This window comes from Candidatus Poriferisocius sp., assembly GCF_965202595.1.
Classification (GTDB): Bacteria; Actinomycetota; Acidimicrobiia; order Acidimicrobiales; family Bin134; genus Poriferisocius.
In genome coordinates this window covers 912,020-931,503 of the sequence record NZ_OZ241836.1, presented here as the reverse complement: position 1 = coordinate 931,503, position 19,484 = coordinate 912,020, and the positions used below count along the sequence as shown (strand labels likewise).

Here is a 19,484-nt window from a genome sequence, read left to right as displayed (position 1 = left end):
CATAAACATAACTGTGAAGCCGAATTCGGTGTCATCAGAGACTGTGATATAACCCTCGTTATACCGGTTGACCGGTGTGATGAGGGTTATATCGCGGTTAAGGGCAAGGATGAGCAGGGATGGATAGGCTATTAATGCCTTTGATTCCACAACTTTGGCAGGCTCGCTGCACGGACTCACTGGCATAGCCGTGTCACTGGCATAGCCGTGGTTGAACGGAACCCTAGACCTGGCGCTCCTGGTTGGCCCAATGCGGGTCTCGCAGGGCTCGCTTGAGGATCTTTCCGGTGGGGGCCTTGGGTAACTCATCCACGAAGGCCACCGAGCGGGGCTTCTGGTAGGAGGCCAGGTTCCGGCGGGCCGCCTCTATGATCTCCTCCTCGGTGGCACTCGTGCCCGGCTTCAGCACCACGTAGGCCATCACCGACTCACCCCAGGTGTCGTCGGGCACGCCGATCACCGCGGTCTCCAGCACGGCCTCGTGGGTGGCGATGGCCTCCTCCACCTGCACCGAGTAGATGTTCTCGCCGCCGGAGATGATCATGTCCTTGGCCCGGTCCACGATGAACACGTACCGCTCGTCGTCCCAGGTGGCAATGTCGCCCGTCCACATCCAGCCGTCCTTGATGGTTTCGGCGGTGAGATCGGGGCGGCGGAAGTAGCCCAACATGTTGGCCTCGGAGCGCACGATGATCTGCCCCGGGGTCTCGCCGTCACAGGGCACCTCCACACCATCGCCGTCCACAACCCGCACCGAGGTCACGAAACCCTCCCGCCCGCAGGAACGCAGCCGATCGGGGCGGTAGCCGTCCCGGATGGCGCGGATGTGGTCCTCCTGGGACAGGAAGCACATGGTGGTGCCCTCGGTCTGGCCGTAACCCTGGATGAGGGTGCAGGGGAACCTCTCCAGCGCCTCGGTGATCACCCGGGAGGGCATGGGGCCACCCCCGTACTGGATGTTGCGCAGGCTGGAGATGTCGTAGTTCTCGAAACCCTCCACCGCCATCATCCAGTTCAACATGGTGGTGACACCCAGGAAGGCCGACACCCGCTCGGCCTGGATCAGCTCCAGGGCCAGGGTGGCATCGAAGTTCATCAGCACCAGCGGGCAGCCGTGGGCCAGGTAGTTCATGGCCAGCACCACCGGGATGTGGAACATCTGCCCGGTGAGCATGTAAACATCGCTGGGGACGATGCGCTCGGCCACCGTCTGGTTGAGCATCCCGAAGTAGACGCTGCGGTGGCTGTGCAGCGCCCCCTTGGACTCGCCGGTGGTACCCCCGGTGTAGAGGATGAACAGGGGATCGTTGTCGCCCACCGTTGCGGAGCCCTCCGGCTCGGCCGCCGATGACGACTCCACCAGCTCCTCGTAGGAGCCGTCGCCACCTTCGCCGTACTGGAGCCAATGCTCAACGCAGCTCACCAGCCCCGACAGCTCGGCGGCCTCGGTGGTGTAGGTCCCCTGGGTTATGTAGGCCCGGGGTTCGCCGTTGTTCACGATTTTGGCCAGCTCCGGGGGGGACAGCCGCCAATTCATGGGTTGGGCCACCAGACCGGTTCGACCGCAGGCGAAGTACAGGGCGGCGTACTCCACCGAGTTCTGGCTCAAAATGCCGACCCGGTCGCCCCTATCCAAGCCCAGGCCGATCAACCCGTTGGCCAGCTTCCTGATGTGTTCGTCGAAGGCCGCGAACGTGACCCGGCGGCCGGTGGTGGAGTCGATGATGGCCTCGCCATCCGGCGTCTGCCGGGCCCACTTGGCCGGAATCTGGCCGATGTTCATGGCCGACCGTTCCTAGTAGGGCAGGTCCAGGGCCAGGAACCGCTTCTTTATCCTCCAGTCCTCGCCCACCCTCACGCAGTCGTCGGTGTACACGCCGCTGGACAGGACGGAGAGCCGGCCGTTCTCCACGGTTATGAGAACCAAATAGCTGATGGCGGTGACCGAGTCCTCGGTCTCGTTCTCGAAGTAGAGGTTGGTCACCACGTGGCGACGCTGATCGGTCTGCTCCTCCATGGCCCCGCTGAACAACCCGGCAATGGCCTCCGAACCCTCGAAGGTGATCGGGTCGCCGCCGGCAATGGTCATCTCGAAAACCGGGTTGTCGGGGGCGAACATCCCGATGAGGAAGTCGCTGTCGCCGACATCGTAAGCCACGCCGGCGTGGTTCAACAGTTCGGTTACTGCTTGCTTGTCTGCCATTGGATCACTCCATTCCCAGTTGTTCCACCGTGCCTCGCCACGCGAGCGAACCACCGTCGATCAAAATGTACGCGCCGTTGATGAAGCCGGCCTCCCTACCGGCCAGAAAGCACACCAGCTCGCCCACCTCGGACGGCAGGCCCAGGCGGGGTATCAGGGAGGTGCTGATAAGCGCCTTCTCGAACGCCGCCGGGTCGTCGGACTGCTTCACGAAGTCGGTCACCATGTCGGTGGCGATGGCGGTGGGGCCGTAGCAGTTGACCCTGATGCCGTATGCCGCCAGGTCCACGGCCAGGTTCTGGGTCTGGAGCCGGATACCACCCTTGGAGGTACCGTAAGCCGAATTGTTCGGGTAGGCGGACTGCGAACCTGTGGAAGCGGCGTTGATGATCGAAGGCCAATCGCTCTTTTTGAGGTAGGGCAGCGCGGCCTTGGAGCAGATCCAGGGGGCGACGGCGTTGACCTCCACCACCTTCTTGAACACCTCCAGGGGCATCCCTTCCAGGCCGCACTGCTCGGCCGGGGCCAAACCGGTCTCGTGAATGCCGGCGTTGTTGTGAAGCACGTCGATACCGCCATAAGCCTCGGCGGTGGTCGCCATCAGGGCCTCCACCTGCTCGGGATCGGTCACGTCGCAGTGCGTATACGCCGCAACGCCGCCGGCGGCATTGATCTCGCCGGCCACGGCCCGGCCCAGCTCGTCATTGAGGTCGGACACCATCACCCTGGCCCCCTTGCTCGCCGCCACCCGGGCGGTGGCCGCCCCTATCCCGGTCGCCGAACCGGTAATGACGAACCGCAATCCCTCGATACCCATGCATACCCCCTTGAGTTCGATGCGACCCGCAGCCTAGGCCGCAGGACAAGCAACTGTAAAACAATACAGAGCCTGTTGCACCCTCAGTTTTGAAGTGCTCCGCGCAGGATTGATCGCCCTGAATGGCCAGGATCGCCGTCTCGTGGTTCGACGCTGATATCCACCACGGAGTAGATGTCGGGGTCGTGTCCGGTTGGCACGTTCAGGCGACCGGGATCGGTGGGATCCACCACTCCAAGTGAGACCAAGTCGGCCACTCCACCTTCAGGATCGGGTTGGATGAGCCACACCTCCAAGTCTGCCCCGGGCTCGGGTTCGGGCAGATTGGCTCCCGCCATATCGATCACGTAGCCGGGCCCACCCTTGAGAAGGCTGACACTGGCTCTGGCTCTGGCACCGAGAGGATCGAAAGCGCTCGCGTCGTATGCCAGCTCGGCGCTGCGCAATACCGTCGCAGGTTCGTTTGACCCCGCTGGGGGTTCGTCTCTTAACACGAAAAACAAACTTGTCGCAATACCGGCAACCGCTAGCACGGCAGCGGCGATGCCCATCCGCCTTGATGTCCACCAATTAGGCCGCTGCCGACCCACCGATGCCTTATGGGCAGTTTCGCCAGCAGCCGTGGCGGCGGCTACACCCTCCCAAACCTGGGCCGGAGGATCCCAAAACTCCAGCTCGGTTGCATCCATGTCGCTCAGCACAGCCTCAACATCTGGCGGCTTCCCAGCATGTCTCTCAGCCATCATCTGACTCCAGGTAGTCTCGAATTATGCTAAGGCTGCGTTTTAGGTCGCTCTTGATGGTGCCGAGCGGTAGACAAAGCTGGTCGGCGATCTGGCTGTGGGTGAGACCTTCGAAGTAGTGGAGCTTTACCACTTGCCGAGCCCTTTCGGAGAGCAAGTTCAGCGCTTCCGCCACCATCAGGCGATCCCCAATGGCTTCTACCTGCTCATCGCTGGTAACCCCGGCAGTTTCTTCGTGAGATCGATGCCGGGCGTGTCGCTGTTCCGAGCGCACGTTGTCAATAATCCGGTTCTTCGCAATGGAAACAAGCCAAGCGGCCAACGCTCCCCGGGCCGGTTCGTAGCTCTGGTGGCTGCGCCACGCGCTGATGAAAACTTCCTGGGTAACGTCTTTGGCACGGCTCTCGTCAAGTGTCCGGCAGCAGAAGGTGTAGACAAGGCTGCCGTACTGGTCAAAGACCGCACGCAGGGAACCCTCCTCACCCCGGGAGAAGGCTTTTTCCATATCGTATGGTGAATCCAAACCCCGTCGGTTCACCCTAATATCATATTCTCACCGCTACTCCCGCGGGTAGCTGCTGCCTGCTGCTAGGGGGATGGGGGCAAAAGGACGGAGTCGATTACGTGGATGATGCCGTTTGAAGCGGCAATATCGGTACTGACAACGGTGGCATCGTTGACCTTCACGGTATCGCCATCGATGGTCACCGCGATGTCCGCGCCGTTGACCGTAGTAACGCTTTGACCATCCAGGGTCAGCACCACCTCAGCAGGCGCGGCCAGCGGGAGCACATGGTACGTCAACACCCCAGTCAGCAGCTCGGTGTTAGCCAACAACTCCTCAGCAGTCAGATCCAAAGCAGCCAAAGCAGCAGCAAAAGCCTCCTCAGTAGGAGCAAAAACGGTGAACGGACCCTCGCCACTCAACGTATCCACCAACCCAGCCGCCTCAACGGCTGCCACCAAAGTAGGAAACTGACCCGACCCCACAGCCACTTCCACAATCGTCCCCAGCTCCTCGGCCACTGGCTCAGGATCAGGCTCCTCGGCCACTGGCTCAGGATCGGGCGTTGTTGCGGGCATGGAAGTGGCAGCAGGCTCGGGCGAGCTTTCGCTGTCGTCGTTTCCGCAAGCGGCCGCAACAAGAGCGAAAAGCAGCAGTGCGGCCACCAGCTTGACGAATTTGCTGAATATCTGATTCATGGAGTTCACAGTAGGTATACGGTGCGATGCTCAAGTTTGGATGCAGCGGATGAACCAGTCGGACCACCTAGCACAGTTTGCTGATGCCATTGAAGATCGTCAGGCTCGGAGTGACTGTTGGTAGGGAGTGACTGTTGGTAGATTGCCCCCGTGGCCATGCTGCTAACCACACCACCCCAGCGGGCCGATGTTGACCCTCGCCCCGAGCTGGTTGTTCGCGACGGCCTCATCCTGCTGCGTGGGAGCCGGTGCGGGAATTGCCGCTATCCGATGGTCACGGCTCCGCCCCGATGCCCGGTTTGCGGTCACGATTCCATGGAACCGGCCGCCTTCGGCCCCGGGGGTACGGTGTTCAGCTCGACGGTTCTGCGGATACCGGTGCCGGGCCGCACCCCGCCGTTCACCCTGGCCTACGTGGACATGGACAGCGGCCCTCGCATCCTCGCCCATGTGAACGGTCCCGACACATCACTGGTGCCCGGCAGCCGGGTAACGCTGTCGGGATGGAACGAGCACGGCGACCCGGTCGTGCGGGAATTTAAACCATGACCGCAACAACCACAGCCGTACAGGAATTCAAACCATGACCGCAACAACCACAGCAATCTGGGGGGTGGGGACCTCGGCCTTCGGGAAGCAGACCTCCGTGGGTGGTCCCCGCCTGGCGTGGCAGGCCACGGTGGAGGCGCTGGATGATGCCGGGTTGAGCGCCCCCGACATCGACGCGGTGTTTGCCGGCACGGTGTTCGGTGACCCGGGTACGGTTACCCGCTGCCTCCAGCAGATCGGTATTGCCGAAGTGCCGGTCATCACCATCGAGAACGCCTGCGCCAGCGGCACATCGGCATTCCACGAGGCTCGCATGGCGGTGGAGACAGGCCGGTTCGAGCGGGTATTGGCCTTCGGCATCGAGACCATGACCGCCCACTTCGATGGTGCCATCAACCCCATCGCCTCCGATCCCGACGGGGCCCAGGGTTTTGCCATGCCCAGCATCTACGGCATGTCAGCCACCCGGTACCAGCACGAGTTCGGGGTAACCCCTGAGCAGATGGCCCTGGTGGCGGTGAAGAACCGTCGCCACGCGGTGGACAACCCCCGAGCCCAGCACCGCAAGACCGTCACCGTCGAGCAGGTTCTGGGCAGCCGCACGGTGGCCGACCCCATCACCCTGTTCCAGTGCTGCTCGATTGCCGATGCCGCCGCCGCCGCGATCATCGGACCGTTGGGGGGATCCCGGGACCCCAACCAGGAAACGGCCATCCGCTCCAGCGAGCTACGCTCGGGACGGCTGTGGGACCACACCGCCGGCAAGGTATGGGGCTGGGACATCGTGGCCGAGACCGCGGCCCGAGCCTACGAAGCCGCAGGGTTGGGGGCCGACGACATCGACGTGTTCGAAGTGCACGATGCCTTCACCATTGGCGAGATCATCACCACCGAAGCGCTGGGGCTGTGCGAGCTGGGCGGCGGGGGCAGGCTGGTGGAGTCGGGGCACACCGGGCAGGGGGGACCCCAGCCGGTCAACCCGTCGGGAGGGTTGCTGTCACGAGGTCACCCGCTGGGGGCCACCGGTTTGGCCCAGATCGCCGAGATCGTCTGGCAGTTGCGGGGGATGGCGGGAGAGCGTCAGGTGCCCGGGGCCCGCCTGGGGGCGGTGGAGACGATGGGAGGGGGCACCGCGGGCATCGACGGCAACGCCTGCGTGGTAACGGTCCTCGAACGGGTGGGGGCCGGGGGATGACACGATGACCAACCAGCCGCCCACCGGAATCGACCCGCACACCGGGATCGACCCAACCACCGGAATCGACCCAACCACCGGGATCGACCCAACCACCGGGATCGACCCAACCACCGGGATCGACCCGCACACCGGGATCGACGACGAGGTTTTATCCCCGGAGCGGATCGCCGATCCCCACCCCTACTTCTCCGCCCTGAGAATCCACGACCCCGTGCATTGGAACGAGCAGTACCGGGCGTGGTTCATCCATCGCTACCACGATGTGCTCGACGCCCTGCGGGATCCCCGGTTCTCCTCCGAGCGCATAGGTCCGGCCTATGACCGGCTGACCGATGAACAAAAGGTCCAGCGCCGGCCCACCTACGACATCTTGATGGACTGGCTGGTGTTCAGGGATCCCCCCGACCACACCCGCCTGCGCCGGTTGGTGAGCCGGGCGTTCACCCCCCGGGCGGTGGAGGCCTGGCGGGAGCGGATCACCGGGGTGGTGAACGGGTTGATCGACGACCTGTCGGGCCGGGAGCGCTTCGATCTGATCGAGGATTTCGCCTATCCCATTCCCGCGGTGGTCATCGCCGAGATGATGGGGGTGCCCGCCGGCGACCGGGACCGTTTCAAGGACTGGTCCGACGATGTGATGATCCTGGTTTTCGGGGCACGGGGCGTGGGGGACCGCCGGGCCCGGGCCCAGCAGGGGCTCATCGAGCTGGCCGCCTACCTGGGAGAACTGGTGGATCATTACCGCCGGCACCCGGCCGGCAACATCATCTCCAACCTGGTGGAGGCCTCCGAGGGCGACGACAGCCTGGAAGACCCCGAAATCGTGGCCAACTGCGTGCTGTTCCTGTTCGGCGGCCACGAGACCACCACCAACCTGATCGGCAACGGGATGCGGGTGCTGCTCAACCACCCCGACCAGCTCCGGTTGCTGCGGGCCGACCCCGACCTGATCAAACCGGCCGTGGAGGAGATCCTGCGCTTCGACGGACCGTCCAAGATGGAGGTTCGCACCCTGGCCGGCGAGGTTGAGATGGGGGGCAAAACCCTGCCGGCGGGAGACATGGTCTACCTGGTGCAGCATGCCGCCAACCGGGATCCCGAGGTCTTCGATGAGCCCGACCGGTTCGACATAAATCGCGACCCCAACAACCACATCGGCTTCGGCTTCGGCCTGCACTTCTGCCTGGGAGCATCGGTGGCCCGCCTGGAGGGAACCATTGCCCTGGAGGCCCTGGTCCGCCGCCTGCCCAACCTGGAGCTGGGGCCGGAACCCGAGGTGTGGGTACCCACCATGCTGAGCCGGGGCCTCGAGCACTTGCCGGTGAGCCTGCGGTGACCGGATCTTAACACTTGTGACCCCACAAGATTTATGAGGAGGTAACAGCAATGGAGGTGCATGACTCGGTGGCGGTGGTCACCGGCGGAGCCTCGGGTTTGGGAGCCGGCGTGGTGCGAACCCTGGTGGGTAGGGGAGCCAGGGCGGTGATCCTGGATCTGCCGGCATCGAAAGGCGCAGAAACGGCGGCGCAGGTGGGCGATGCCGTGGCGTTCGTGCCGGTGGATGTGACCGATCCCGGCGGGGTGGAAAAAGCGGTGGTCGAGGCCCGCGATGTTCACGGGCGGATGGATGTGCTGGTGAGCTGCGCGGGTATCAGCTCGGGCCAGAGGGTGGTGGGCCGCGACGGCGTACCCAAGCCGCTTGAGCACTTCCGCCGCCACATCGAGGTGAACCTGATCGGCCTTTTCGACGTGATCCGCCACGCGGCCTCCGCCATGTCGGCCAACCAGCCCAACGCCGAGGGTGAGCGGGGTTTGATAATCAACATTGCGTCGATTGCCGGCTACGAGGGCCAGGTGGGGCAATCGGCCTACGGATCGTCAAAGGCGGGGGTGATCGGGCTCACGCTGCCGCTGGCCCGCGACCTGGCCCCCTGGGGAATCCGGGTGATGACCATCGCTCCGGGCACCATGGATACCCCCATGCTGGCCAACCTCGACGGGGACTTCATCACCGAGCTGGTGGCCGGCAACATTTTCCCCCACCGCCTGGGCACCCCCGCCGATGTGGGCGCGCTGGTAGCCCACTTCATGGAAAACACCTTCCTCAACGGCGAGGTAGTACGCCTGGACGCCGGCCTAAGGCTCGCAACCCGCTGACCATACCTACTCTAGTTCAGTAGAAGCCTCAACCGGGTCGGTACACACTTCGTCGGTGAGCTACTCGGTGTATGAGCAGCACCGTTTACATATGGAGGCCATCAGATCAGGATCGCTCATGATTTCGAGGGTTTCTTCCAGAGTTTCCAGGTCGTCGTAATTGATCAGCACGAACGATGGGTGGCTGTTGCGGGTGACAAGGATCCTGTCGCGTTGTTGCTCAACGCGATCGGCCATCTCCGAAAGATGGGCTTGTAACTCAGAGAAAGGAAGCACTGTGGACATTTCCCTAATATCAGGCCAGCATGCCGCCGTCGATGGTGAGGATTGCGCCGGTGATGTAGGAAGCGGCACCGGAAGCCAGAAAAGCCACGGGCAGAGCCACCTCCTGCGGGGTGGCCCAACGTCCCAGGGGTATGCCGATGCCGGCCTCGGCCACCACCTCCTCCTTGTCGTAGCTGTCCCAGCCACTGGTGTCGATGAAACCGGGGGCCACGGCGTTGACCCGCACCCCGTGGGGGGCCCACTCCCGGGCCAGAGCCCTGGTTTGCTGGAACAACCCGGCTTTGGCCGCGGAGTAGGCGGCCATACCCGGCAGGTGACGCAAACCCGACAGCGAGCCGACGTTGACTATGCTGCCCGCTTGCCGCTGGATCATCGACCGTCCGAATGCCTGGGACACCAGAAACGGGGCGGTCAGGTTCAAAGCCACCGTCTTCGACCAGCCCGGCTCGGCAATGTCGATGGCCGGGGCGGTGAACCGGGCCCCACCGGCGTTGTTTACCACAACACCAACCGGACCGATTTCGGCACTGATCCGGTCGGCAGCGGCAGCCACCGCTTCGGGATCGGTCACGTCGCATCCGGCAACGGCCACTTCGGCACCGAGGGCTCGAAGCTCGGCGGCCAGCACCTCCAGGCGATCCAACCGCCGGGCTATCACACCCACCCGGGCCCCCTGATCGGCCAGAGCGGTGGCAATGGCCCCACCAATATCGCCGGTAGCCCCGGTAACCACCGCGCCCACGCCGTCCAGCCGGAACGAGTCGCTCATCTGCTGCTTCACCTCCTCCGAACACAGACAAACAAAGCGCTCACGCCGTCCAGCCGGAACGAGTCGCTCATCTGCTTGTCTCCCGGAAACCCGGCCTAGAACTCCCGGAGGCGGGCTCCGGTGGGATCCACCTCGGTGCGCAGGATGTGCAGCTCCTCAGCGGTGGGTTGGGGGGTGACCGGGATGTCGCCGCCGGGCATCACCACCTCGAAGCCGGTGGCCTGCTGAACCTGCTCCGGTGCCACCCCCGGGTGCAGCGAAGCCAGACGCATCCGCTTGCTCACCGGCTCGAAGTCGAACACGCACAGGTTGGTGATGCACAGCTTCGGCCCCCCGGGCAGGCCCAAGCGCTCGCGGTGATCGCCACCATCGCCCCAGCCGATGCCGGAGCGGAAGTCGAGGTGCTCGGTGAAGGTGCGGGGATCGTGAGTGGACGACCACAGGTAGATGCGGGGGATCATGGCCCCTAGGTCGGCCATGCCGCCGCCGCCGGGCAGGCGAACCTTGGGGGCGTCGTAGGCACCGATCACCGTGTTGTTCACGTTGCCGTAGGCATCCATCTGAGCCCCCCGGAAGGCGAACGTGTTGTAGCGGGCACCCTGGGCGTAGGCCCAGAAGTCGAAAGGGGAGTTGCTCAACATGGCGGCCCCGCCCCACAGCGAGTCCGACAGGGTGGAGTCGCCGATCTCGCCGGGGTCGGCATCGATGGCGATGGAGCTGGCCCCCCACACCAGCTCGGGGGCATGGGTGCGCCGGGCCAGCAGGTAGCCGCACACCGGGATGAACGACACCGCGCCGTTGAACGCTCGGGTGTCGTTGCTCATAGCCCGGGAGAAGGCCACAACCATCAACTCATCAACCGTGCAGTCGTAACCGGGAACCGGAGTACTCATGCAGAAGCCCCCTCAACCCTCAAGTCCGGTAATTGGATACCAGGCCGCAAAACCGGAGCGCTCATGCAGAAGCCCCCTCAACCCGAACGTTGTTGACGGCCAGGAAATCCTCCCAGCTCGGGGGGTCCACCACCCGCCGGCGGAAGAACCCGAGGAACTCCTCAGGATCGCGAGCCGCCCGGGAGTAATCGGCGAAGAACCCGGAATCATGGGAGTACTCGGGAAAGCACGAGCAGGGATAAGCCCCGCTGGTGGCAACCGTCACGGTGTCGATCATGAACCGGGGATAGGTGGTGCGCTCCGGGGCCGCGGTGAACGCGGTGGTGTCCACCACTCGCTCCACCGAGGCCACGGTTCGAGCCGCCGCGTTCACGATCTCGCTGTCCATCCACACCAGCTTGGGGTTCACCCGGGTGTTGCCCCGGTCATCGGCCTCATGGGCGTGGACCAGGGCCACATCGATGGGCAGCCGGGCGCAGGCCACGTAGCGCTCGCCGGTGGGACCGTCCTTCTCCTCGCGCACCGTGCCCGACTCGGCGTGCAGCCCGAGCACATCGGTGCCCAAACCGGCCCTGGTGGGCATGAACGGCAGGTTGTAGCTCTGGGCCTGGAGCCGGCAGATCAGCAAGTGCTCGCTGTACTCCTCGATGTCCACCCGCCCCGACTGCACCGCGGCCCTGAAGCTGGGGGCCAGGCCCAAGCCTTCGAAGCTGACCAGCCCGGAGATCACCCGGCGCACGCAACCCCCGGCCACCAGCCAGTCCACCGCCATCCCGGCCACGATGGCCACCAGGGTCAAATCTTTCTTCTGCTGGCGCACCAGCTCACGCACCAGGGCCATGGGGGCGCTGTTCATCGACAACCCGCCGATGGCCACCGTGGCCCCGTCGGGGATCGACGCCGCGGCCTGCTCCAGTGGGGTTATCTTGCTCATCTGGTTGCTCTCATGGAATCTTGGCGCATCAATGGCCGTACTATACGACCCATGACCACCGCCCCCGACATCTTGTCCCCCCAATACGATGCCAACCCCTATCCGTACTACGAGGTGCTCCGCAACGAGTACCCCGTGATGTGGCACGAGGGCACCCAGGCCTACGTGATCAGCCGCTATGAGGATGTAGCGGGAGCTTTCCGCAATCCCAGGGTGTCGAGCCGCAACTACGAGTGGCAGACCGAGCCCGTTCACGGCCGCACCATCCTCCAGATGGAGGGCAAGGAGCATTCCTCCTACCGGGGCATCGTCAACCCGATCTTTCGGGGCAGCTACCTGGAGCGGAGCATCGTGCCGGCCATCACCAAGGCGGCCCGCAGCCAGATTGCCGAGTTCGTTGCTGACGGTGAGGTGGACCTGTGCCGCCGGTTCAGCACCAACTACCCGATCGGGGTGATCGTGCAGCTTCTCGATTTACCCATGGCCGATGTTCCCCAGTTCTACCAGTGGTACACGATGATCATGGATTTCGTGTCCAACATCACCGGTGACGAGGAGAAGAACCGGCGGGGTATGGCCGCCCGAAAGGAGATGGGGGAGTACCTGATGCCCAAGATCGCCGAGCGGCGGGCCAACCCCGGCGATGATCTGCTCACCGCCATGGTGACCAAGGAGTTCGACGGTGTGCAGATGAGCGACGACGACATCCGGGGGTTCTGTAGCCTTTTGCTGACCGCCGGTGGGGAGACCACGGAGAAGGCCATCACGCTCACCATGCGGAACCTGCTGGACAACCCCGAGCAGATGGCCGAGGTGCGGGCCGACCGCCGGCTCATCGGCCGGGCCTTCGCCGAGACGCTGCGCTACACCGGGCCGGTGCAGATGATAATGCGCCACACCGAGGAGGACGTGGAGTTCTCCGGGGGCACGGTGGAGGCGGGCCACACCCTGGAGCTGCTGCTGGGGTCGGCCAACCGGGATCCCGCCGTGTTCGCCGCACCCGACCGGTTCGACATCCACCGCTCCGACCTGGAGTTCGACAAGGCGTTCACCGCGGCGGCCAACCACACCGCGTTCGCGCTGGGCCGCCATTTCTGCGTGGGATCCATGCTGGCCCGGGCCGAGCTGACGGTGGCGATGGACGCTCTGCTGGATGCCATGGACGACATCGCCTACGCCGACGGTTACGAGCAGGTCGAAACCGGTGTCTACACCCGGGGCCTAACCTCGCTCCCGCTAACCTTCACCCCCAACCCGGACTTCGCCACTGGCTAAGGCGGTGGTTACGGGCCTTTCGTTCGATCAATGCAACGCTCGATCAATGCAACGTGGTCGGCCTCGATCTGATCGCGAAACGAGTCCGGCACTTGATCCCAAACGAACAGATCTACCCGAAAGGGGAGATTGCTTTCCTCGAACGCCTCCCGGAGATCGGACACGGCCCGCTGCTGTGCTGACGTGGCAAACACCACCATGTCCAGGTCGGATTGAGGGCGGGAGGTCAACTTGGCCCGGGAGCCATAAACCCAGACCTCGGTGTTGGGGAGATGCCTGGCGAGCAATGTCTCCACGGTTTCGCGCTGTCGGGGCGTGAGATCGATGGGAGTGGTGTCGCCTTGCCCGAACTTAGAATCAATTGACTTAGATTCAATAGAGGCATTCATCGCCATGTCCTGCCGCTCATGGTCTCGTAGAGGTCAATGGTGTCATTGATGAAGTTGGGCACGAGTTCCAGGCATGCCTTGGCCTTCTCACCGTCGTAGTCGTGCGATGTATCGGTCCGGGCATCGGCATAACGCAGCCACTGCTCCAGAGGTGTCGAGAACCGCAGGCTTTCATGCGCGATTCGGAACACCGGTTTAGGGCTGTTGGGCGGGTCAGCGACACCCAGATTCTCGATAAGGTGACGCTTCAAAACCTTCCATAGGCAGTCATAGCAGGTTTCGAATCGCTGGATGACGGACTCTGCGATTCCCTCGCGGTCCAAGCCGGAGAGCGCTGGATTGCCGCGCAGATGGTTGGCGTGCTGCTCCTCAAGGCGTTGCAGGGACTGTTCAAGTTTCCCGTAATCGATCAATGAAGCCCTTTTGTGCTGTACTTATCAAGACTCATCGAGATCAGTGGCCCGATGCTTACGCCGCAATGATACAGGTTGCCAAGTAGCCGGTCTTTGCTCCGCTGAAATTCATCGAGGGACGATGTAGCCCGCTTGGTCGCGGTCCCAGGTGTTGGGGGTGATGCCCTGCTCGCGCAGTTTGAACTTCTGGACCCGCTCGGAGGGGGTCTTGGGCAGTTCATCCACCCAGCGCACGAAGCGGGGAACGGCGAAATGGGCCATGCGGGGCACGCAGAAGTCGAGCAGTGCCGTTTCCGTCAACTCGTGATCGGCCTTAAGCACCACCACGGCCATGACCTCCTCCTCCCCCAACTCGGAGGGCACGCCGATGACCGCCGACTCCAGCACGGCCTCGCAGGTGTTGATCACCGCCTCCACCTCGTAGGAGGAGATGTTCTCGCCCCGGCGGCGCACGCAGTCCTTCATGCGATCGATGAACGTCAGGTAGCCGTCGGCATCGAGGCGGCCCCGGTCGCCGGTGTGGAACCACAGGTTGCGGAACGCCTCCAGGGTGGCATCGGCCATGTCGAAATAGCGGTCGAACATTATGTGGGGCTTCTTGGGCCGCACCACGATCTCGCCCGCGGTTCCGGCCGGCACCGGGCGGTCCTCGGAGTCCACCACCGCCACGTGGTAAAGGGCCGATTCCCGCCCGGCGGTACCGATCCTGCGCACCCCCCGGCGGTTCTCGGTGGCGATGGCCGCCTCGGTCATGCCGTACACCTCGGTCAGGTGCACCCCGAAGCGCTCCTCGAACCGCTCCCATATGTCCACCGGGCAGGGAGCACCGAAGCCGTTGCGCACCGGGTTGTCGACATCGTCGGGCCGCTCGGGCTGCTTCCACAACATCATCAAAAGCCCACCCTGGTAGTTGAAGGCGGTGATGCCCTCGACCCGGCAGCGATCCCAGAACCGGCTGGCCGAGAACCGCCGATCCATGATGAGCCGGGCATCGGCCTCCATGGCGCACATCACGCTGGTGTACTTGGCGTTGATGTGGAACAGCGGGAAGGCGGTGTAGAGCACATCGTCGGCGTGGTAACCCACCAGATCCACGGTGTGGCGGGACAGGTTCAGGTTGGCCTCGTGACTCAGCATCACCCCCTTGGAGGGGCCGGTGGTACCCGAGGTGTAGAGGATCACCGCGGTGTCCCGGTAGTCGATGTCGGGTTCGGGTGGCGGGGCATCCCGGTAGAGGTCGGCCAGATCGTGAACCGTGACGTGATCGGGAAAATCGGGGGTGCCGGTATCCTGCGCACCCCCAGCCCCGTGCCTGGGAAACTCGGGGGAGCCGGTATCCTGCGCACCCCCAGTCCGGTGACCGGGAAACTCCGGGGAGCCGGTATCCTGCGCACCCTCAGCCCGGTTGATCACCACGTGTTCCAGGTTGGGCAGGCTCCGGGCGGCTTCGGCTATGCGGTCCAGGTACTCGGCATCGCACACCACGGCCCGCGAGCGCGACTGGCCGACCAGGTACTCCAGCAGGTGACCCCGGTAGGCCTGGTTGATCGGCACCTCCACCACGCCAGCCTTGGTCATGGCGAACCAGGTGTCGATGCACTCCAGCGAGTTCTGCATCATCAAGCAGGAGCGATCACCGGGGGCCAGCCCCAGCGAGGCCAGCCCGGCCGCCAGCCGGTCGGAATCGGTGTGCACCCTCGCGTAGGATTTGTGCCGCCCCTCCACGGTCAACGCCAGCCGGTCGGCGTTCTGCTCCGCCTTGCGACGGATCCACGCCCCGATGGTTTCGTCCAACTTGCCCATGCCCTGCTGGATACCACATCGGGCCACCCGCTCAATAATGAACGTACACTGAAAGAATGAACGTACACTGAAAGGGCCAGGCAGTTGCTTGGAAGGCCCAGAAGCCGGCAGAAAGGCAAACATGAGCAACCCGCACGAGTTGAAGGAACGGCATCGCGAGGCAATCATCTCAGTGATTGCTGCCAATGACAGGGTGGAAAAAGCAGTGCTGTTCGGATCCAGAGCGACCGGAAGCAATACAGTGTCGTCCGATGTGGATATTGCTTTGTTCGGCGACTGTTTGACATTTACCGATCAGGCTCATCTCGCCGCCGCTTTGGAGGCGCTGCCCATGGCTCAGTCGGTCGATCTCGTGCTGTACAAATCAATTCAAAATGATTCTTTGAAAGAACACATCCGCCAGGAAGGCGTCACCTGGTACGACCGCAATTCAATGATGGTCAGTCGGGGTTGTTGAGGGCTCGGCGAGCGCTGGATGCGGTTATATGGGTGGCGGCGGCGAGGGCGGCTAGGGCGGCCGCGGCAATGGTTGCGGTGGCGATGACAATCGAGGGGGCGTAGTTGGGGGAGACCGAGCCGTCAACCAGGGCGTAGGCAACAGCCCCTATGGTGCCCACGGCGGTGCCGCCGAGACCGACTATTGATACCACGGCGAACGACTCGGCGGCGGCCAGGCGGCGGATGGTTGCGAGCCTGGCTCCGAGGGCGATCAGGCGCAAGCGGGTTCGGGCCGATTGCGAGGCGTTGGTGGCAACCGACAGCAGCAAGGCAACAAACGCACCAACACCGGCGATCTGGAAACCGGCGATGATCCAGGGAACCGCCCTGTCCTCCTTTTGCACGTCGTCGGCCAGGCTTCGCACCGACAGGCCGGGACGGGCACTGTTCACCACGAACTTTCTTATGATCCGTTCCGCCTCCAGCTCGTTGGGGGTGATGAAGAGGCGGGCTTCGGGCCTCGCTGCGGGTGGTGGCGTAGTGTCACCTGAACCATGCCGGGCGAAGGCACCGGCGGCTTCGGGGGCAACGGTGATCCCATCCGGCCCACATCTTTCGAGTTTCACGTACCGGCCAAGACTGGTGCAGTCGCCAACCCAGGTTTGTGTTGGGACGGCGTTGCCGATGGGTGGGGTTACGTAAAGGTCCACGAAGTCACCACCGGCTTCGGTTTCAAGTTGTTGCAGCTCGGATTCATCCAGGTAGCCGTTCACCCGAATGGCCGCGACCGTCGCTTCGGGAGGTTCGTCGTCGCCTTGCCGAGCCACGGCGATATACGAGGCGGCAACCGGGATGAGAACTGCTACACCCGCCAAAGCCATGAGCGAACGGGCCGAGTTTGCCGAGTTCCAACTCAACCGACGACCCACAAGGGTGGCCAGCGGGGAGGCTCCATTGGCTATAGCCGCTCCGAGGTGGTTGATGATCACGGGCAGGGCGAAGGTGACGCTCAGAGATGCCGCCAAAAGGCCGGTGAGCAACAAGCGTATCGCCGCTTCCCCCGACTCTGTGATGGAATAACCGATAAGGCCGATGGAGCCGACCAGCGGCAGGGCTCGCCACAGGGCGGGGGAGTGCGGGATTCGAGATGTCGGGCGCGATCCCACCCTGCTGGCGAGGTGGCGAAGACCGAGCAATCCGGCCAGGGCGGTCACAACAACGGCTGTGAGGGCAACAACCCATAGGGGAACGGCAAGATCGCCTGCGAATACCCGCTCGCCCACCAGCGGGACGGTTGTGAGCTTCGGCGCGACCCAGTACCAAACGGCGGCGGCAATGGCTGCCGCCGGCAACGCGACCACCACGGTGCTGAGCACCGATAGCCGGGCCAGGGTGAGTCGAGGGGCCCCGAGGATATGCAGCACTTGAAGCCGACGCTCCAGCCCCACAGAAACCGGCCCCATAGCCGCGCGCAAAAAACCGACACCGATGACAAGGATCAAACCGAAGGTAGCGAGGGCTACGGTCGGGCCGCTGACCGCAGAGTTGAGCCCGATCCATTCATTGGAATGTACGGCCGAGAGTCGTTCTCCAAGGGCGACATCGGGACCAACAATTCGGTATGCAAGCAGTTCGTCAGCGGCACCAATGCCGGCCTTCGCTATTGTTGCGGGGTTGTCGCCGAAGCGGCCTGCCAGCACAGGCTCAGTTCGTATCCGGCGCTCGAGTTCGGGGCTGACCAACCAATCTCCAACTTGCGCGGTCGTTGGTACACCGGGAATAACCGCACCAGGGCTTTCAATACGCCAGTAATAGACATCAAGGGGTTCCCCCTTCACTGAATCGTAATTGGCACCAAAGCTGAAGGCAGCCGGTTGGCCTTCTACTGCTGGCTCAAATGACCGTCGACCTGCCCGATCATCCACCCTTTCGGCGAGGAAGCCGGCGCTGACTCCAGCCAGGGCAACCATGGTAACCACAGCCGTCGCCACTGCGAGTAAGAGGCTCTTGAGGCGGTTTACCCAGCCCCCTCCCCAACTGGTAGCCAGAGCGATTGAACTGATCACTACTGGCGGTGTGCCAGCCGACCTTGGGTTAAGTCATAAACTTCGCCCATCTGATCGGCAACCGACTGGTCATGGGTACAGACTACTAAAGTAGCTCCGGAATCAGAGGCTGCTCCACGCAGCACCGATACCACTAATTTAGAACTCTCCTTGTCGAGCGAACCGGTCGGCTCATCGCACAGAATCACTTCAGGTTGAGTGACCAGAGCGCGGGCGATTGCTACTCTCTGGGTCTCTCCTCCCGAAAGCTGCGCTGGCCAGGCCTTTGGATTGTCGAAGCCGACAGCTTCAAGCACACCATTTACGAGATCGACCGAGGGTTTATCGCCACGAAGCAGCAATGGAAGCGCAACGTTTTCTCCGACTCTCAACTCCGGTAGGAGTTCACCGAACTGGAAAACCATCGAAACCTTGCGCTGTCGTAATACTGCTCGAGCCTTTGTCCGTGCTCTTTGAAGATCTAAACCAGCAATGCTTACCCGCCCGCTATAGGGAATAATAATCCCAGCCAAAATATGTAACAAGCTGGTTTTTCCCGACCCACTCGGACCCATAACCGCCACCCGGCTACCTTTAGTGACCTCCCAGCAAAGACCATCCAGCACATGTTGCTCACCAAATGCCAGGCTTACATCAGCACAAGATATAGCGAGGTCACCTGTGATATTCTGTGAGCAGTCTTCCCGGTGAGGTGACAAAGTCTGTTCCGTGTCCATGACACTTCGAGACATTACCAACCTCCCCCGCCTCCCGAAGAATGTGTTGCTTGCCAGTTGTCACACTGGTCGCGCCACCAAGCGCGATATTCGCAGGTTCGATGGCGTACTATTGTATAGCCCATGTTCTTGCTGGCACAGATTCCATTGTTACCATCAATGTCCTTAGCAGCATCGTCACCGTCACCCGACTCATTGTTATCGGACTTCGACTTGACTTTCGTCTTGTCGCTTTCCATATCACAAGTCATCATGTAGGTGCGGTTGTAGTAATCATAGGAGTAGTCGTCTCCCTGGTAGCTCCTTACAGCGCTGACCGCGGTCTCCGATGCGATGGGAATCACCACAGCGACAAGCAGAGCCAGCAGCATGTTTGCCAGTGCTTTCATTATGCTAAACCTCCATGGTTGTTATGTTGAGCTTCAGGTGAAACTCAGATCAAGGATGACCCTACGCTCGTAATCAGGGAATGTCAACCAAATATCGTGTCAAAAAGTGACATATTTTATGTCACTTTTTGACAGGGATAATTTTGCACAGAGTATTGACACCACTGAATTTAACATGTATGGAGAGACCGCCTGCCGGGGAACCACGCAGCTCGCGTGGCCGCGATCCCAGACGACAGTGGCT

23 protein-coding genes are annotated in these 19,484 nt (G+C 62.9%); 7 read left to right on the top strand and 16 right to left on the bottom strand.

The annotated features are described in order from the left end of the window. Positions 1-223 precede the first annotated feature (223 nt). The 6 genes from ACOGXC_RS04640 to ACOGXC_RS04615 form a co-directional block, all read right to left on the bottom strand. A complete protein-coding gene (locus ACOGXC_RS04640; RefSeq protein ID WP_419919540.1) occupies positions 224-1,783 on the bottom strand; it encodes an AMP-binding protein in 1,560 nt (519 codons plus the stop codon). 12 nt (positions 1,784-1,795) lie between these two features. Then, a complete protein-coding gene (locus tag ACOGXC_RS04635) occupies positions 1,796-2,203 on the bottom strand; it encodes a nuclear transport factor 2 family protein (RefSeq protein ID WP_419919539.1) in 408 nt (135 codons plus the stop codon). Between the two features lie 4 nt (positions 2,204-2,207). Continuing rightward, entirely contained in the window at positions 2,208-3,020 is an 813-nt protein-coding gene (locus ACOGXC_RS04630; RefSeq protein ID WP_419919538.1) for an SDR family NAD(P)-dependent oxidoreductase, read from the bottom strand. An 83-nt stretch (positions 3,021-3,103) separates the two neighbouring features. Further along, positions 3,104-3,763 carry an anti-sigma factor gene (locus ACOGXC_RS04625; protein ID WP_419919537.1) on the bottom strand — a complete coding sequence of 220 codons (660 nt, stop codon included), beginning with the start codon at positions 3,761-3,763 and terminating at the stop codon, positions 3,104-3,106. Next, entirely contained in the window at positions 3,756-4,268 is a 513-nt protein-coding gene (locus ACOGXC_RS04620; protein ID WP_419919536.1) for a sigma-70 family RNA polymerase sigma factor, read from the bottom strand. Before ACOGXC_RS04620 ends, ACOGXC_RS04625 begins: the two co-directional genes overlap by 8 nt. Before the next feature lie 83 nt (positions 4,269-4,351). After that, a complete protein-coding gene (locus tag ACOGXC_RS04615; RefSeq protein WP_419919535.1) occupies positions 4,352-4,966 on the bottom strand; it encodes a fasciclin domain-containing protein in 615 nt (204 codons plus the stop codon). Between the two features lie 156 nt (positions 4,967-5,122). On the opposite strand from ACOGXC_RS04615, the gene ACOGXC_RS04610 reads away from it, so the two are divergent. Genes ACOGXC_RS04610 through ACOGXC_RS04595 form a run of 4 tightly spaced genes read left to right on the top strand, consistent with a single transcriptional unit; the run spans position 5,123 to position 8,870 of the window. After that, positions 5,123-5,515 carry a Zn-ribbon domain-containing OB-fold protein gene (locus ACOGXC_RS04610; RefSeq protein WP_419920014.1) on the top strand — a complete coding sequence of 131 codons (393 nt, stop codon included), beginning with the start codon at positions 5,123-5,125 and terminating at the stop codon, positions 5,513-5,515. A 34-nt stretch (positions 5,516-5,549) separates the two neighbouring features. Next, positions 5,550-6,710 carry a thiolase family protein gene (locus tag ACOGXC_RS04605; RefSeq protein ID WP_419919534.1) on the top strand — a complete coding sequence of 387 codons (1,161 nt, stop codon included), beginning with the start codon at positions 5,550-5,552 and terminating at the stop codon, positions 6,708-6,710. Positions 6,711-6,714: 4 nt separating this feature from the next. Beyond that, positions 6,715-8,049, top strand: a complete 1,335-nt coding sequence (locus tag ACOGXC_RS04600; protein ID WP_419919533.1) for a cytochrome P450 — start codon at positions 6,715-6,717, stop codon at positions 8,047-8,049. A 50-nt stretch (positions 8,050-8,099) separates the two neighbouring features. Further along, entirely contained in the window at positions 8,100-8,870 is a 771-nt protein-coding gene (locus ACOGXC_RS04595; protein WP_419919532.1) for an SDR family NAD(P)-dependent oxidoreductase, read from the top strand. A 60-nt stretch (positions 8,871-8,930) separates the two neighbouring features. On the opposite strand, the gene ACOGXC_RS04590 is transcribed toward ACOGXC_RS04595, so the two are convergent. From ACOGXC_RS04590 to ACOGXC_RS04575, 4 genes are all read right to left on the bottom strand, one after another. Next, positions 8,931-9,155: a type II toxin-antitoxin system Phd/YefM family antitoxin gene (locus ACOGXC_RS04590; protein WP_419919531.1), complete on the bottom strand. Its 225-nt coding sequence runs from the start codon at positions 9,153-9,155 to the stop codon at positions 8,931-8,933. 10 nt (positions 9,156-9,165) lie between these two features. Beyond that, entirely contained in the window at positions 9,166-9,924 is a 759-nt protein-coding gene (locus tag ACOGXC_RS04585) for an SDR family NAD(P)-dependent oxidoreductase (protein WP_419919530.1), read from the bottom strand. Positions 9,925-10,019: 95 nt separating this feature from the next. Then, positions 10,020-10,817: a CoA-transferase subunit beta gene (locus ACOGXC_RS04580; RefSeq protein ID WP_419919529.1), complete on the bottom strand. Its 798-nt coding sequence runs from the start codon at positions 10,815-10,817 to the stop codon at positions 10,020-10,022. A 61-nt stretch (positions 10,818-10,878) separates the two neighbouring features. Then, complete coding sequence (locus tag ACOGXC_RS04575; RefSeq protein WP_419919528.1) at positions 10,879-11,751, bottom strand: CoA transferase subunit A; 873 nt, start codon at positions 11,749-11,751, stop codon at positions 10,879-10,881. 51 nt (positions 11,752-11,802) lie between these two features. Between ACOGXC_RS04575 and ACOGXC_RS04570 the strand changes: the two genes are divergently transcribed. Then, complete coding sequence (locus tag ACOGXC_RS04570; RefSeq protein WP_419919527.1) at positions 11,803-13,026, top strand: cytochrome P450; 1,224 nt, start codon at positions 11,803-11,805, stop codon at positions 13,024-13,026. Between the two features lie 8 nt (positions 13,027-13,034). On the opposite strand, the gene ACOGXC_RS04565 is transcribed toward ACOGXC_RS04570, so the two are convergent. The 3 genes from ACOGXC_RS04565 to ACOGXC_RS04555 form a co-directional block, all read right to left on the bottom strand. Beyond that, positions 13,035-13,421, bottom strand: a complete 387-nt coding sequence (locus ACOGXC_RS04565) for a nucleotidyltransferase family protein (protein WP_419919526.1) — start codon at positions 13,419-13,421, stop codon at positions 13,035-13,037. Further along, on the bottom strand, positions 13,412-13,828 hold the full coding sequence (locus ACOGXC_RS04560; protein ID WP_419919525.1) for a nucleotidyltransferase substrate binding protein: 417 nt from the start codon (positions 13,826-13,828) through the stop codon (positions 13,412-13,414). Before ACOGXC_RS04560 ends, ACOGXC_RS04565 begins: the two co-directional genes overlap by 10 nt. A 108-nt stretch (positions 13,829-13,936) precedes the next feature. After that, a complete protein-coding gene (locus ACOGXC_RS04555; RefSeq protein ID WP_419919524.1) occupies positions 13,937-15,658 on the bottom strand; it encodes an AMP-binding protein in 1,722 nt (573 codons plus the stop codon). A gap of 94 nt (positions 15,659-15,752) precedes the next feature. On the opposite strand from ACOGXC_RS04555, the gene ACOGXC_RS04550 reads away from it, so the two are divergent. After that, entirely contained in the window at positions 15,753-16,088 is a 336-nt protein-coding gene (locus tag ACOGXC_RS04550) for a nucleotidyltransferase family protein (protein WP_419919523.1), read from the top strand. Here the strand turns inward: ACOGXC_RS04550 and ACOGXC_RS04545 are convergent. Next, entirely contained in the window at positions 16,072-17,493 is a 1,422-nt protein-coding gene (locus ACOGXC_RS04545; protein WP_419919522.1) for a hypothetical protein, read from the bottom strand. The genes ACOGXC_RS04550 and ACOGXC_RS04545 overlap by 17 nt on opposite strands. On the opposite strand from ACOGXC_RS04545, the gene ACOGXC_RS04540 reads away from it, so the two are divergent. Then, complete coding sequence (locus ACOGXC_RS04540; RefSeq protein WP_419919521.1) at positions 17,494-17,910, top strand: hypothetical protein; 417 nt, start codon at positions 17,494-17,496, stop codon at positions 17,908-17,910. 224 nt (positions 17,911-18,134) lie between these two features. On the opposite strand, the gene ACOGXC_RS04535 is transcribed toward ACOGXC_RS04540, so the two are convergent. Together ACOGXC_RS04535 and ACOGXC_RS04530 are read right to left on the bottom strand one after the other, a co-directional pair. Continuing rightward, on the bottom strand, positions 18,135-18,866 hold the full coding sequence (locus ACOGXC_RS04535) for an ABC transporter ATP-binding protein (protein ID WP_419919520.1): 732 nt from the start codon (positions 18,864-18,866) through the stop codon (positions 18,135-18,137). Continuing rightward, positions 18,866-19,240, bottom strand: coding sequence for a hypothetical protein (locus tag ACOGXC_RS04530; RefSeq protein WP_419919519.1), 375 nt, complete (start codon positions 19,238-19,240; stop codon positions 18,866-18,868). The genes ACOGXC_RS04535 and ACOGXC_RS04530 overlap by 1 nt, the downstream gene beginning before the upstream one ends. Positions 19,241-19,484 lie beyond the last annotated feature (244 nt).